This is a genomic window from Cupriavidus sp. OV096 (assembly GCF_900115455.1).
Classification (GTDB): Bacteria; Pseudomonadota; Gammaproteobacteria; order Burkholderiales; family Burkholderiaceae; genus Cupriavidus.
The window spans coordinates 156,488-171,301 of sequence record NZ_FOWM01000005.1 but is presented as its reverse complement, the minus strand read 5'-3'; the positions used below and the strand labels follow the sequence as shown (position 1 = coordinate 171,301).

Sequence of the window (14,814 nt, the reverse complement as noted above, 5' to 3'; positions counted from 1 at the left end):
GTCCAACGCCCCGGAGACACGATGGAAGAGACCGCCTTCTTTGCCGACCTGGACGCCCGCCACGCCCGCATCTGGCCGGCTGGCCTGCCTACCGCCCCGCACTACCCGCACGGCGAGATCGGACTGGGTGACACCCTGCGCGCCTGGGCGCGCGTGCAGCCAGACCGCCCGGCGCTGGTCTACTATGGCACCACGCTGACCTATGCCGAACTCGACGACCTCAGCGAACGCTGCGCGGAGCTGCTGCGCGGCCACGGCGCCGGGCCGGGCGAGCGCGTGGCCGTGCTGCTCGGCAACTGCCCCCAGTTCCATATCGTGTTCTACGCGATCCTCAAGATTGGCGCGGTCTACGTGCCGGTCAACCCGCTGTTCAAGGAACACGAGCTGGCCTACGAGCTGAACGATGCCGGCGCCACCACCGTCATCGCGCTCGATTCGCTGGTGCCGATGCTGATGGCCGTGAAGGCGCAGACGCCCGTGGCCACGGTGTTCCGCACCTCGCCGGGCGAGTTCCTGCCGGCCCAGCCGACGCTGCCGGTGCCCGCCGGGCTGGATGCGCCGCCCGTCGAGCACGCCGGCACCATCGACCTGATGACCGCCGTGCGCCTGTGCACCGGCAACGTGCGCGACGCGCAGGTGGATCTGGACGCCCTGGCGGCGCTCAACTACACCGGCGGCACCACCGGCATGCCGAAGGGCTGCATGCACACGCAGCGGGACATGCTCTACACCGCCGCCGCCTCGCTGGCGGTGGCCAGCGGGCAGGCGGGCCGCGACCCGGCCCAGCCCTCTTCGGACGTGATGCTGAACTTCCTGCCGATGTTCTGGATCGCCGGTGAGAACCTCGGCCTGATCTACCCGATCTTCAGCGGCGCCACGCTGGTGCTGCTGGCGCGCTGGGACCCCTCGGCCGTGATGGCCGCCGTGGACCGCTACCGCGTGAACCGGACCTTCATGGTGGTGGACAGCATCGTCGAACTGCTCCAGCACCCGGACCTCCCCCGCCACGACCTGCGCACGCTGCAACACACGCGCGTGGCGTCGTTTATCCGCAAGCTCACGCCGGACCTGCGCCGCCAGTGGCTGGCGCTCACCGGCGGCATCCTGGCCGAGGGTGCCTGGGGCATGACCGAGACGCACACCAGCGACACCTTCACCACCGGCATGCAGACCGACGACATGGACCTGCACGGCCGCCCGATCTTCGTGGGCCTGCCCGTGCCCGGCACGCGCATCAAGATCTGCGATTTCGAGACCGGCAAGGTGCTGCCGGTGGGCGAGGAAGGCGAGATCGTGGTCAGCACGCCCTCGCTGTTCAAGGGCTACTGGGGCCGCCCGGAAGCCAACGCCGAGGTGTTCCGCAACGGCTGGTTCCATACCGGCGACATCGGCGCCTACGACGAGGCCGGCTATCTCCACTTCCTCGGTCGCCGCAAGGAGATGATCAAGGTGCGCGGCATGAGCGTGTTTCCGTCCGAGCTGGAAGTGCTGCTGGGCCGGCATCCGGCCGTGCTCGGCTCGGCCGTGGTGCCGCGGCCAGACCCGGAGCGCGGGCAGGTGCCCGTGGCCTTCATCCGGCTGCGCCCCGAGCATGCCGCCGTTTCCGGCGACGACCTGCTGCACTGGTGCCGCGAGCATATGGCGAGCTACAAGGTGCCGGAGATCCGCCTGGTGGCGGAACTGCCGATGACGGCCACCGGCAAGGTCCGCAAGGTGGAACTGCAGGCGCAGTTCGAGCAGAACTAACAAGACAAAAGAGGAGACACCCGATGAACACGCCGCGACGCACCCTGCTCAAACTGTCCGCCGCCACGCTCGGCGGCCTGGCCCTCGGCCGCCCCGTCTGGGCGCAGCAGCCCACCCCCTCCGGTCCGATCCGGATCGTGCTGCCCTACCCGCCCGGCGGCTCCACGGACGCCATCACGCGCTTTATCGCGGACAAACTCGGTGCCTCGCTGAAGACCAGCGTGATCGTCGACAACCGCCCCGGCGCCGCCGGCATGATCGGCGCGGCGGCTGTGGCCTCGGCGGCGCCGGACGGCCGCACGCTGCTGTTCACCAACACCGCGCTGATCCAGAGTCCGCTGATCCAGCCGCAGCCGCTCTACAACCCGATGACCGACTTCGAGCCGCTGACGCTGGTGGCGGACGCCGCGCAGGTCTTTGTCGCCAGCGATGCCATCCCTGCCAAGACGCTGGCGGAGTATGTCGAGTACGCGCGCCAGAACCCCGGCTCGGCCTACGGCAGCCTGGGCGTGGGCTCCACCGGCCATCTGTACGGCGAACTGCTCAAGCGCCGCGCCAACCTCAACATCGTGCACGCGGCGTACAAGGGCGACACCGCCGCCATCGCGGACCTGCTCGCCAAGCAGCTGCCCGCCGGCTTCGTCTCCACGGTGATGGCCAAGACTTATGGCGACGCCGGCCGGATCAAGGTGCTCGCCACGCTGGGGCCGGCGCGGGTGCCGTCCATGCCGAACGTGCCGACCTTCGCCGAAGCCGGCTTCACGGGCTTCGAGTCGATCGGCTGGATCGGCATGCTCGCCCCCGCCAAGACGCCCGCCCCGCTGGTGCAGCGGCTGTCCGCCGAGATCGCGACCATTGTCAAATCCCCGGCCGGCGCCAAGATGCTGGCCGATAGCGGCATGCTGCCGCGCGGCACCACGGCGCCGGAGTTCGGCGCCCTGCTCAAGCGCGACCAGCAGGTGTGGCAGGCGCTGGTCAGCCAGTCGGGGATCAAGGTGGCGTCGTAAGGCGACGCTGTAAGCCTGCGCCTCCCGATATACTCCCCGGATCGTTTCAGGGAGACCTCGCGTGGATCGATTGCAGGCCATGAAGACCTTTGTCACCGTGGTGGAGAGCGGTGGCTTCACCGCGGCGGCGCGCAAGCTCGATATTTCTCTGTCGGTGGTGAGCCGCATCGTCACCGACCTCGAAGCCCACCTTGGCGTGCGGCTGCTCACGCGCACCACGCGGCTGGTGCGCCCGACGGACACCGGCGCCACCTACTACGAGAACTGCCGGCGCATCCTGGCCGAGATCGACGACGCCGAACTCGCCACCACGGGCGCGCACCTGGCGCCGCGCGGGCAGCTGTCGATCACGGCCTCGGTGCTGTTCGGCCGCCGCTTCGTCACGCCGATCGTGGTCGAGTACCTGCGGCGCTACCCGGAGGTGGACGTCCACTGCCTGTTTATCGACCGCATCGTCAATTTCGTCGACGAGGGCATCGACGTCGGCATCCGCATTGGCGAGCTGCCCGCCTCCTCGCTCCAGGCGGTGCCGGTCGGCCATGTGCGGCGCGTGGTCTGCGCGTCGCCCGCCTACCTGGCGCAGCACGGGGTGCCGGCGACGCCGGCGGACCTGCCGGCGCACACCGTGATCCAGACCACCGGCATCTCCACCTTGCCGGAATGGCGCTTCCTCGCCGGCGGCGAGATGACGCCCACGCGGCTCGCCCCGCGCATGGCCACCACCACCAACGATTCGGCCATCGCGGCGGCCGTGGACGGCTTCGGGCTGGCGCGCGTGCTGTCGTACCAGATTGCCGATGAATTGCGCGACGGTCGCCTGCAGGTCGTGCTGGCCGACTTCGAGCCGGCGCCGCTGCCGATCAACGTGATCCATCGCGAGGGCCGCCACGCGATGCACAAGGTGCGCGCCTTCCTGGACCTCGCCATCGAGACGTTGCGCGCCGCGCCGTCCCTGCGCTAGAGCGGCTCGGCAGGCGGCAACTGGGCATTCTTCGCGTTGGCGCAAGAGTGCCTTCTGCCGGCGGCGGTTTTTCGTGCGCCGAAAGGCACCTATAGTCGGACCATCCCAACCAGGATCCGACATGAAACTGTATGCCTACCCCCTCTCCGGCCACTCGCACCGCGTGCGGCTGTTCCTCGCCCTGATCGGCCAGCCAGTCGAACTCATCGACGTGGACCTGCGCGCCGGCGCCCAGAAGGCCCCGGAATTCCTCGCCCTGAACCCGTTCGGCCAGGTGCCCGTGCTGGTGGATGGGGACACGGTGCTGCCGGACTCCAACGCGATCATGGTCTATCTGGCCAAAACGCTGGGCCGGACCGACTGGCTGCCCGAGACCCCCGCCGGCGCCGCCGCCGTGCAGCGCTGGCTGTCCGTGGCCGCGGGCGACCTCGCGGCCGGGCCGGCCTCGGCACGCCTGATTACGGTGTTCGGCGCGCCGCTGAACAGCGAGCAGGTCATTGCCCGGGCACATCTGGTGCTGGGCCGCATGAACCGCGCGCTGACAGGCCGCCAGTGGATTGCCGCCGATCAGCCGACGATTGCCGATGTGGCGCTGTACAGCTACACCGCCAGCGCGCCGGAAGGCTTTGTGGATCTGGCCGACTACGCCCACGTGCGGCAATGGCTGGCGCGCGTGGAAGCGCTGCCCGGCTTCGTGCCGTTCCAGAAAACCGCCGTCGGGCTCGCCGCCTGATTGCTGCCCCCGCCGTCCACCCTACCGGAGCCCAACATGTCCTCCCACGCCGCCCTCCTCCCGGATCTGCCCTGGCATACCGGCGAACGCCTGCTGCAGGAGCGCGCCGGCGTGCAGGCGCGCATGGCAGAGGTCGGCCCGCGCGTGGTGCGGGACTACATGCCCGACCAGCATCGCGACTTCTTCCAACAGCTTCCGCTGGTCGTGCTCGGCACGGTGGCGCCGGATGGGCGCGTCTGGGCCACGCTGCGCGCCGGGGCGCCCGGCTTCCTCCACTCCCCGGACCCGCGCGTGCTGGACGTGGCAGTGGCGCGAGAGCCCGCCGACCCGGCCGACGCCGGCATGGACGACGGCAACGCCCTCGGCCTGCTCGGCATCGATCCCATGACGCGGCGCCGCAATCGCATGAACGGCCGCGTGGAGCGCACCGGCCCGGACGGCTTCCGGCTGGCCGTGGGCCAGAGCTTCGGCAACTGCCCGCAGTACATCCAGCAGCGCGCGTTCGATTTCACGCGCGACCCTGGGGTGGCGTCCGACCAGCCGCCGCAGGTCCTGCCGGCCCTGGACGAGCGGGCGCGCGCGCTGATCGCCGGCACGGATACCTTCTTCGTGGCGTCCTACGTGGATCTGGCCGATGGCAGCCGGCAGGTGGATGTATCCCATCGGGGCGGGCCGCGCGGCTTCGTCCGGCTCGATGCGGACGGCGGGCTGACGATTCCCGACTACTCGGGCAACCGCTTCTTCAATACGCTGGGAAATCTAGCCGCCAACCCGATTGCCGGACTGGCCTTCGTGGACTACACCACCGGCAACCTGCTCCAGCTTTCGGGCCGGGCCGAGGTGCTGACCGACTCCGCGGAGATCGCCAACTGGGAAGGCGCCGAGCGCCTCTGGCGCGTGATACCGGACCGCGTGGTCTGGCGCGAGGCGGCGCTGCCGCTGGTCTGGCACGCCCCGGACGCTTTGCCCCGGCCATAGCCCTGTGACACAATCGCGCGACGCCTGGCCCCGGAGTCCGCGATCATGTCCCTGGAAGCGCTGCAAAACATCAATCCGCAATCGCTGCTCGATACGGCGATCAGCCTCGCCGCCGCGTTCGTGCTCGGCGGCATGATCGGCTACGAGCGCCAGTACCGCCAGCGCACGGCCGGGCTGCGCACCAATGTGCTGGTGGCCGTGGGCGCGGCGATCTTCGTGGACATGGCCAACCATCTCGCCGGCCACGATGGCGCGGTGCGCGTGGTGGCCTACGTGGTGTCCGGCATCGGTTTCCTGGGCGCCGGCGTGATCATGCGCGAGGAAGGCAATGTGCGCGGCCTCAACACGGCGGCCACGCTGTGGGGCTCGGCGGCGGTCGGCGCGTGCGCCGGGGCGGACCTGATCATGGAGGCGGCCATCGGCGCGCTGTTCGTGCTGGCCGCCAACACGCTGCTGCGGCCCGTGGTGGACCGCATCAACCGCCAGCCCATCGACACGCCTGCCGTGGAAGTCACCCATACCGTGCACGTGATTACCGCGCGCGAGCACCAGAAACTCGCCATGCGGCTGCTGGAGGAAGCGCTGGATGCGGCCGACTTCCCCACCCGTGACCTGGAGGTGCGGGCGTTCGGTGAACAGGATGTGGAGATCGAAGCGGTGCTGGCAGCCGCCTCGGTGGAGGGCGACGCGCTGGACGCGATGGTGGCCAGGCTGGGCGCCACGAGCGTGGTCAGCCAGGCCTTCTGGAGCGCCAGCACCACCGAGTAGCAGCGCCGGCGCCGGGGTTCAACGGCTTATGCGGCTTTAGCGGTTGGCGGCGAGCGCCGCCACGGCGGGCAGGGCCATCTGGCCGAGCACCCGCAGCACGGTGATCTGGTCACCGGTCCAGCTTTCCACGGCGGTCAGGTAGTTAAAGGTGCCGATCACCCGGCCGCCCTCGCAGAGCGGCACGTTGACCACGCCATTCAGACCCAGGCCACGGATCACGGCGATGTCGTCGAAGACGGCGGCCAGCGCCGCGTCGCCCTCGCCGACGAACACCTCGCCGCGCACCAGCAACTGGCGCGTCCAGGACGTGTCGCCCTTGACCTTCTTCCCACCCACCGGGTAGGCGGCCGGATCGGACGACCACAGCCGCCCGATCTCGCCGGTCTCGGCCTGCCACGTGTTGATCGTCAGCAGGCCGGGGCCGAGCAGGTCCAGCGTGGCCTGCCCCACCGCATCCATCACGGCCACCGGCGTCGCCGCGTGGCGCAACTGGTCGCACAGCGTATTCAGCCGCGCCAGGTTGGCGAGTTCTACCATCGACGCTTACTCCGCCTTGATGCCGAGTTCGCGGATCAGCTTGCCGTAGCGGTCCGCGTCACGGCGCAGGATCTTGCCGAACGCCTGCGGCGTGGACGTGGTGGTCTCCACGCCGATGCTGTCCATCTTGGCCTTCACTTCCGGCAGCGTCATGATCCGGTTGATCTCGCTGTTCAGGCGCGTCACCAGCTCGGCCGGCATGTTCTTCGGGCCGAAGGCGCCGTACCACACGGACAGCTCATAGCCGGGCAGCGTCTCGCCCACCGTGGGCACGTCCGGCAGCAGCGGCGAGCGCTTGGCTTCGGTCACCGCCAGCAGGCGCAGCTTGCCGGCCTTCACGTGCGGCAGCGTCTGGGTGCCGGCGGAGAACAGCAGTTGCGTCTGGCCTGCCACGAGATCCACCACGGCCGGGGCGCCGCCCTTGTACGGCACGTGGAGCATGTCCACGCCGGCCATCTTGGCGAACAGCACCGCGCTCAGGTGGTTGGTGGAGCCGGAGCCGGCGCTGGCGTAGGCCAGCTTGCCCGGATTGGCCTTGGCGTAGGCAATCAGTTCCTTGACGTTCTTCGCCGGCACCGACGGATGCACCACCATGGTGTTCGTCACGTAGGCCAGCAGCCCCAGCGGGGTGAAGTCCTCCACGCCCTTGAACGGCATGTTGGGCATCAGCGAGGGGTTCATCGCGTGGGTGCTCATCGAGCCAATCAGCAGCGTGTAGCCGTCCGGCTGGGCCCGGGCGACCGTGGCCGAGCCGATATTGCCCGAGGCGCCGGGGCGGTTGTCGACGATGACCGGCTGGCCGAGCGACTTGGTCAGGTGTTCGGACAGCACGCGCGCCAGGATGTCCGTGGAGCCGCCGGCGGCCCAGGGCACGATCAGCGTGATCGGTTTTGTCGGATAGGCATCGGCGGCACCAGCCCCCGAAATGGCGGCGAACGACATTGCCAGCGCGGCGGCGCCGCACAGCAGGCTCTTGACTACGGACCTCATGACTGCAACTCCCTCTGTCTTCGTGCGGACCGCCCCGTGCGGGCCGACTGTTTGTGCGATACCGCTATCGCGATACCTTCCATGCCTGCCGCCCCGTCAGCGGCCCACGGCATAGCCTTGCATCCCACGCGCATTGGCGCCCGCGCGCAGCACCAGCCGGCCCTGGGCATCGCGCTCGCGCGAGCAGGCCGACATGCGGCCCTCGGACCAGTCGTCGCCCACGCGCACCTCGTGCCCGCGCGCGCGCAGCGCCTCCAGCGTGGCCGCCGGAAAGCGCGACTCGATGCTGATGCGGTTGAGCACGGTCTGGCGCGGCCAGAACGAACCCGGGAAATGATCGATATGCCAGGCCGGCGCGTCGATGGCCTCCTGGAGGTTCATGCCATGCACGGCATGACGCAGGAAGAATGCCAGGGACCACTGGTCCTGCTGGTCGCCACCAGGCGTGCCGAAGACCATGTACGGCTCCCCGTCGCGCAGCGCCATCGACGGCGACAGCGTGGTGCACGGGCGCTTGCCCGGTGCCAGCGTGTTCGGCAGGCCCGGCTCGAGCCAGGTCATCTGCAGGCGCGTGTTCAGCGCGAAGCCGAGCGACGGAATCGTCGGGCTCGACGACAGCCAGCCGCCGGACGGCGTGGCCGCCACCATGTTGCCGTGGCGGTCGATCACGTCGATATGGCAGGTATCGCCCACGAACAGCTCGCGCTCGGCCCATTCGGTCACGGGCGGCAGCGCGGCAAAGGTGGGCTCGCCCACGCCGAAGCGCACGTCGGCGGTGGCCAGCGTGCGCGTGGCGACGTCGAGGTCCGGCATGCGCGGCGCCTCGCCCTTCAGCGTGCCCGCCGTCATGGTCAGCGCGGCCTGCTCGCCGATGCCCGCCGCGCGCGCGGCCAGGTAGTGCGGATTGAGCAGCGCGCAGAGCTTGCTTTCGGTGAAGCGGGGGTCGCCGTACCAGGCGGTACGGTCGGCCATCGCCAGCTTGGCGGCCTCGGCAATCTTGTGGACGAATTCGGGGGACGTGGGCGCGTGGGCTTCCAGCCCGGCGTGGCGCAGCATGCCGAGCTGCTGCAGGAACATCGGACCCTGGCTCCAGATATCGCACTTGGCCACGGTATAGCGGCCGAAGTCCAGCGTCACCGGGGCTTCTACCGTGGGCGCCCACTGGGCGAGGTCGTCGTAGCGCAGCAGGCCGGTGTGCTTCTCGCCGGTGGTGTCGCGCACCGGGGTGTCGCGGCAGTAGGCGTCGATGGCCTTGGCCACGAAGCCGCGGTACCAGCAGTCCATGGCGGCATCGATCTGGCCCGTGCGGGAGTCGCTCGCGGACTGGGCCGTCTCGATAATGCGGGTATAGGTGTCGGCCAGCACCGGCAGCCGGTGGAGCGCGCCGGGGCGCGGCACCTTGCCGTCCGGCAGCCACGTATCAGCCGAGCTGTGCCATTCGTCGCGGAACAGCGACTGCACGGCCAGGATGGCCTGCGAGATACGCGGCACCAGCGGGAAGCCATCGCGCGCATAGCCGATGGCGGGCGCGAGCACGTCCGCCAGCGACCACGTGCCGTGGTCGCGCAACATGGTCAGCCACGCGCCGAACGCGCCGGGCACGGTGGCGGGCATCAGGCCGATGCCGGGCATCAGCTCCATACCCTGGGCGCGCAGCGCCTCGGGGTCCGCCAGCGCGGGCGCGGGGCCCTGGCCGCAGACCGAGCGCATCGCGCGCGTCTTTTCATCCCAATACAGGATCGGCACTTCGCCGCCCGGGCCGTTCAGGTGCGGTTCCACGACCTGGAGCACAAAGCCCCCGGCGACGGCCGCATCGTAGGCATTGCCGCCCCGCTCGAGCACGCCCATCGCGGTCTGCGTGGCAAGCCAGTGGGTGGAGGCGGCAACGCCGAAGGTGCCAACGATTTCCGGACGGGTGGTGAACATGGCCTAATGACTGGTATCGAATGCATTTGAGTATAGGAGCCCGGAATAACTGCAAACGGCGAAAAAATTATTGTTGCATTACCATTTGGTTATATCGCTCCTTCGCCATCATGCCCATTTCGTCCGACAAGCTGCTCCACAACGTGGTCTCGCGCCTGCGCCTGCGCCATCTGCCGCTGCTGCTGGCGCTCGAGCGCCAGCGCTCTGTCTCGCGCGTGGCCGCCGAACTCAATCTCTCCCAGCCGGCCGTGACCAAGGCGCTGCGCGAGATCGAGGACATCTTCCTGACGCCGCTGTTCACCCGCACCCGGCAGGGCCTGGAGCCGACACCGACCGGCGTGGCCGTGCTGGCCCACGCGCGCACGGCGCTGGCCGATGCCGAGGCGCTGGGGCGCGAGCTGACGGTGATCGAGGCCGGCCTGCGCGGGCGGCTGCGGATCGGCGTGATTCCCTACGTGGCGCGCGGCGTGCTCGATGCCGCGCTGGACTTCGGCCTGCGCCACACGCCGCGCATCTCGATGCTGGTACGGGAGGGGACCACCGACGAACTGGTCAACGCGCTGCGCCAGCACGAACTCGATTGCGTGATCGCGCGCTCGTTCTACCTGGCGGGCGAGGATATCGTCCAGCAGCCGCTGTATCGGGAGGAACCGGTGCTGGTGGTGCCGGCGGACGCCGCCGCGCGGCTTTCCCGGGCGGGGCTGGACTGGAAACGCCTGTCGGAGCGGGACTGGATCCTGCCGCCCCCGCACACGCCGGTGCGCCGCACCATCAATACGATGTTCGCGGTGGCCGGCGTGGCGCCGCCGCTGCCCACGGTCGAAACCTACTCGATCAAGCCGATGGCCACCCTGCTGCGCCGCCAGCCGGACGCCATCACCATCGTGCCGCGCTCGGTGGCCGCCGAACTGGTGGAACTGGGCGGTGCCGCCACCCTGCCCTTTGCGCTGAGCTGGGACTTGCCGCCCGTCGGCCTCATGTGGCGACGGGGGCTGGAAGACAACGAATTGATGACGTCGCTGGTGGAGGCGCTGCGAGAAGCGGCTCAATAGTCACTTCACTCAGAGTGCGTGCCCTCCGTGCGAGGGGACGCCATGTCTCATACATTCATGGACAATGTGCTTGTCGTGATTGACCCCTCGACATTTGTACCCGCACCCGCGACGGCTTCGTCGCGGGCTTTTTTTTGGTCAACGCATCTTCCGCATCAGGGCGTTTTCCAGCGTCACGCCCCGACAGACTGGGAAATTCCGTTCGACCACGTGAAAACCGTGGCGCGCGAAAAAGGGCTCGGCCGTCTTGCTCACGTTTGAGGTGAGTGCCGTTATCCCCAGATTCACGGCCTCCTCGTGAATACGCGTCATCAGCAGGGTCCCGATTCCCTGCCGGGGATGGAAACCCGACACATAGAAGTGATCGATGTAGCCGTTGGGCTGAACGTCGGCATAACCGACGATCTCATTATCTAGTTCGACGACGAAGGGCCGGAGCTTTTGGACCCGCGGTGCCCATAGGGCCATGTCAAAGTCGGCTGGCGCCCAGGCTGCGATTTGCTCGGGGGAATAGTCCCTGGCGGCGATTTCGTGGATGGCGGTGAAGAACACGCGGAACAACGCTGGTTCATCGCCTGGTTGGAAGCTTCGGAGGTTCACGGGGGTCTTCGCAAGGCGACGTTGGAAAGCACCAGTCTGTCACACGTGAGCCGCGAGGCGGCGTGGATTGCTGTGGCGTACGGCGTGTGGATCGCGTCCCGATAAGAGCGATTCGCGTGCGCTGTCTTACCGCATCATGCGTACCCGCCTTTCCGCAAGGTCATAGGGTCCCCGCTTGAAATTGCATACATTGCCAGCCGTTTCTGAGATGACATCCAGGGCCCGCGAGAAACCGGATTGCCGATACACGGCCGAGTAGATGAGGGGAGGCGGCATTGGATCGGTCCGGACTACGCGCAGCAGGCCGTCATTGATATCCGAGGCGAAGTAGTCGACCGCTAATTGACTGACGCCCAGTCCCTCGATCGTTAACTCCCGCAACACCGTGAGGCTGTTGGTGGAAAAGACCTTCTTGAACTGGAATCCGTGTTCACGGTTCCAGGAACCATAGAACGCATTCTTTGCAGAGCCGGCCGCCTGTTGCAACACCGGATATTCGGCAAGCTCATTGGGCTTGAGTGGGCGATCGGGGATGTCCAGCTTTGGGCTGGCCATCCAGAGATCCTCCACCCGGCCAACTTCGACACACCGGTAGGCATCGCCCCAGTACGTCCCGGGCAAAATGGTCAGATCAATCGTATTGGCTTCCAGCGCGGCGAACAGGCTTAGGCCAGCATCGACCACGGGCTCGATCTCGAGTGCGGGGTGCGTCAACTTCAATTCGCGCAACAGGCGTGTCAGCCATGTCAGCGCCACGAGTTCGGTCACGCCGATGCGGAACGTGCCGCGCACTTCGTTGTCCAGGCCGACCTCTCGCGCAATTCGGTCCTTGAGCACCATCGACTCTTCGGCAATCGGCATGAGCCGCGCGCCAGCCTGCGTAGGGACGAGACCCTTGGGCATGCGGTGCACCAGTTGCACGCCCAGTGCCTGTTCGAGTTCGATCACGCGCTTCGAGACGGCTGATTGCGTCGTAAACAGCTTGGCGGCCGCGACGGTGAATGACGCGCTCGTGACGCTGAAATAGAAGGCTTCAAGTTGCTTTAATGTCACATTCACGGTTTTTTCACCCATTGAATGACGGATTAGGCACCACTATGAAGCAATCCAGGAATTTAAAGAATAGCAAAGCAATCTTATTACTCGTTTGTGGCATGCGGAGAGGGCTCACATACTGGTGTCCATCGATCCACCAGTGAACCGCCCATGCTGAAGCTTGCCGACAGACTCAACCGCATCAAACCATCCCCCAGTTCCATGGCAGGGCAGCGCGTCCGCGAGCTGCGGGCCGCCGGCCGTGATGTCATCGGCCTGACGGCCGGAGAGCCGGACTTTGCCACGCCCGCGCACATCTGCGAGGCCGCCCTGGTGACGATGCAGTCGGGCAAAACCGGTTACACCGATGTGGGCGGAACGTCCGAACTGCGAGAGGCGGTTGCGCGCAAGTTCTCACGCGAAAACGCGCTGAGCTACAGGCCCAGCGAGATCATCGTCAGCACTGGCGCAAAGCAAGTGATTTTCAACGCGATGCTATGCACGGTGCAGGCCGGCGATGAAGTCATCATTCCCGCGCCGTACTGGGTGTCCTATCCTGACATCACGCTGTTCGCGGGCGGTACGCCCGTATTCGTTCCCGGCTCGCCGGAAATGGGCTTCAAGCTAACGCCACAGTCGCTGGAGGGCGCCATCACGCCGCGTACCCGCTGGCTCATGCTGAACGCGCCGAACAATCCGAGCGGCGCCGCCTATAGCCGTGACGAACTGGTCGCGCTCGGCGAAGTCCTGAGCCGCCACCCCCATGTGTGGATCATGACCGACGACATCTACGAGCACCTGATGTACGACGGCACGGGGTTTTTCACCATCGCGCAGGTGTGCCCGCAACTGGCCGACCGGACGCTGACGATCAATGGCGTATCGAAAGCCTATGCCATGACCGGCTGGCGAATTGGCTATGCCGGCGGGCCGGCAGCGTTGATCAAGGCCATGACCAAGCTGCAATCGCAAAGCACTTCGTGCGCCAATGCCGTGGCGCAGGCCGCTGCGCTCGCCGCGCTGGAAGGGCCGCAAGACTTTATCGCGGCGAACCGCGACGTCTATCGGCAACGCCGCGACTTCGTGGTGGAAGCGCTGAACCGTATCGAGGGCATCGCGTGCAAACCGCCAGCCGGTGCCTTCTATCTCTTCGCGTCATGTGCCGGCCTTTTCGGACGCCGGACCAGCGAAGGCCTCGCCATCCGGAACAGTGACCAATGGGCAGCCTGGTCGCTTGACGCGGCCAACATCGCCTTCCTGCCTGGCTCTGCCTATGGGGTCGATACCCATTTCCGGCTCTCGTTCGCCACCAGCATGGAAGTGCTGGCAGAAGGCACCCGGCGCATTGCGCACGCGGCCGAAACCCTGCTTGCGTAGCGCCGCCACGAAGACACCTTACAAACATGCAGAGATCCGCAGAGATCCGCCGACAGTTCCGCCAGCGCAACACTTCCTCTACAACGACGAAACGAAACATCATGCGCAGCCTGCCCAGCCCCCTGATTCGCCCAGCTTTTCTGAAGCTCCTTGCCGTCTGTGTCTCGCTTGCCGCCACAAGCGTTGCGACGGCGGAGGAAGCCTGGCCAACCCGGCCGATCCGCATTCTTATCGGCTTCTCGCCGGGGGGCTCGAACGATATCGTCGCCCGCTTGATCGCGCCGAAACTTGCCGATGCGCTGGGGAAGCAAGTGCTGATCGACAACCGGCCGGGAGCGGGTGGCAACATCGCCGCCGACACCATGCTCAAGGCCCCCGCCGATGGCCATACGCTCATGATCTGCACCACAGGCATGTTGTCGATCCAGCCAAGCCTGCAAAAGATGAGCTATGACGCCCAGACGGACATCGTGCCGGTGTCGCTGATTGCCAATACGCCATACGTGGCCCTGGTCAACGCGTCGCTGAACATCCACAACGTCAAGGAGCTGATCGCCTATGCCAAGGCGAACCCCGGCAAGCTCAACTACGCCTCTTCTGGCAATGGCACGGCGGGCCACCTCGCGGGCGAGATGCTCAAGCTGCGTACCGGGATTGATATCGTGCATGTGCCTTACAAGGGCACCGGCCAGGCCATGGCCGACCTGCTCGGTGGCCAGGTATCCCTCATATTTGACCAGCCGATCAGCTCCTTGCAGTACGCGAAGTCGGGCAAGTTGCGGGTACTCGGCGTCGCCGCCTCCCATCGGCTGGACGGGTTGCCCGATGTGCCGACGTTTGCCGAAGCGGGCGTGAAGGACTTCGAGCCCGTGGCCTGGACCGGCCTGTGTGCGCCGAAGGGGACGCCGGCTCCGGTGGTCGCACGGCTGCAAAAAGAGGTGCAGCAGGTGCTGCGGCAGCCCGATATCGCGCAGCGACTGCAACAGGATGGCATGGAGGTCGTGGGTAACTCGTCGGAGAAGTTCCGAGAATTCCTGAAGGCCGACAGACAGAAGTGGGCGGGCGTGATCAAGGCCGCCAACGTTACCGCAAACTGAGAATCCC

General features: G+C 67.2%; 14 protein-coding genes. 9 read left to right on the top strand and 5 right to left on the bottom strand.

Annotated features, from left to right (window positions below):
• Nucleotides 1-21 precede the first annotated feature (21 nt).
• From BM115_RS13735 to BM115_RS13710, 6 genes are all read left to right on the top strand, one after another.
• Nucleotides 22-1,746, top strand: a complete 1,725-nt coding sequence (locus tag BM115_RS13735; RefSeq protein WP_092294672.1) for an AMP-binding protein — start codon at nt 22-24, stop codon at nt 1,744-1,746.
• Nucleotides 1,747-1,769: 23 nt separating this feature from the next.
• Nucleotides 1,770-2,753, top strand: a complete 984-nt coding sequence (locus tag BM115_RS13730; RefSeq protein WP_092294670.1) for a Bug family tripartite tricarboxylate transporter substrate binding protein — start codon at nt 1,770-1,772, stop codon at nt 2,751-2,753.
• Between the two features lie 61 nt (nt 2,754-2,814).
• A complete protein-coding gene (locus BM115_RS13725; RefSeq protein ID WP_092294668.1) occupies nt 2,815-3,714 on the top strand; it encodes a LysR family transcriptional regulator in 900 nt (299 codons plus the stop codon).
• Between the two features lie 121 nt (nt 3,715-3,835).
• Complete coding sequence (locus BM115_RS13720) at nt 3,836-4,447, top strand: glutathione S-transferase family protein (protein ID WP_092294666.1); 612 nt, start codon at nt 3,836-3,838, stop codon at nt 4,445-4,447.
• A gap of 36 nt (nt 4,448-4,483) precedes the next feature.
• Nucleotides 4,484-5,425, top strand: a complete 942-nt coding sequence (locus BM115_RS13715; RefSeq protein ID WP_177219915.1) for a pyridoxamine 5'-phosphate oxidase family protein — start codon at nt 4,484-4,486, stop codon at nt 5,423-5,425.
• A 45-nt stretch (nt 5,426-5,470) separates the two neighbouring features.
• Entirely contained in the window at nt 5,471-6,193 is a 723-nt protein-coding gene (locus BM115_RS13710) for an MgtC/SapB family protein (RefSeq protein ID WP_092294664.1), read from the top strand.
• A 36-nt stretch (nt 6,194-6,229) separates the two neighbouring features.
• Here the strand turns inward: BM115_RS13710 and BM115_RS13705 are convergent, their stop codons facing one another.
• The 3 genes from BM115_RS13705 to BM115_RS13695 all read right to left on the bottom strand — a co-directional run bounded on the left by BM115_RS13705 (nt 6,230) and on the right by BM115_RS13695 (nt 9,646).
• Entirely contained in the window at nt 6,230-6,730 is a 501-nt protein-coding gene (locus BM115_RS13705) for a GAF domain-containing protein (RefSeq protein ID WP_092294662.1), read from the bottom strand.
• 6 nt (nt 6,731-6,736) lie between these two features.
• Nucleotides 6,737-7,720: a Bug family tripartite tricarboxylate transporter substrate binding protein gene (locus tag BM115_RS13700; protein WP_092294660.1), complete on the bottom strand. Its 984-nt coding sequence runs from the start codon at nt 7,718-7,720 to the stop codon at nt 6,737-6,739.
• Nucleotides 7,721-7,816: 96 nt separating this feature from the next.
• Nucleotides 7,817-9,646: a gamma-glutamyltransferase family protein gene (locus BM115_RS13695; RefSeq protein WP_092294658.1), complete on the bottom strand. Its 1,830-nt coding sequence runs from the start codon at nt 9,644-9,646 to the stop codon at nt 7,817-7,819.
• A gap of 110 nt (nt 9,647-9,756) precedes the next feature.
• Between BM115_RS13695 and BM115_RS13690 the strand changes: the two genes are divergently transcribed.
• Complete coding sequence (locus BM115_RS13690; RefSeq protein ID WP_092294656.1) at nt 9,757-10,698, top strand: LysR family transcriptional regulator; 942 nt, start codon at nt 9,757-9,759, stop codon at nt 10,696-10,698.
• 138 nt (nt 10,699-10,836) lie between these two features.
• Here BM115_RS13690 and BM115_RS13685 read toward each other — a convergent pair whose 3' ends face one another.
• Both BM115_RS13685 and BM115_RS13680 read right to left on the bottom strand, forming a co-directional pair.
• Nucleotides 10,837-11,298 carry a GNAT family N-acetyltransferase gene (locus BM115_RS13685; RefSeq protein WP_092294654.1) on the bottom strand — a complete coding sequence of 154 codons (462 nt, stop codon included), beginning with the start codon at nt 11,296-11,298 and terminating at the stop codon, nt 10,837-10,839.
• A gap of 126 nt (nt 11,299-11,424) precedes the next feature.
• Nucleotides 11,425-12,372, bottom strand: coding sequence for a LysR family transcriptional regulator (locus BM115_RS13680; protein WP_255370812.1), 948 nt, complete (start codon nt 12,370-12,372; stop codon nt 11,425-11,427).
• A 132-nt stretch (nt 12,373-12,504) separates the two neighbouring features.
• Here BM115_RS13680 and BM115_RS13675 point away from each other — a divergent pair, with 132 nt between their 5' ends.
• Nucleotides 12,505-13,710, top strand: a complete 1,206-nt coding sequence (locus tag BM115_RS13675; RefSeq protein ID WP_092294652.1) for a pyridoxal phosphate-dependent aminotransferase — start codon at nt 12,505-12,507, stop codon at nt 13,708-13,710.
• A gap of 101 nt (nt 13,711-13,811) precedes the next feature.
• A complete protein-coding gene (locus BM115_RS13670) occupies nt 13,812-14,807 on the top strand; it encodes a Bug family tripartite tricarboxylate transporter substrate binding protein (protein ID WP_092294650.1) in 996 nt (331 codons plus the stop codon).
• Nucleotides 14,808-14,814: the final 7 nt, after the last annotated feature.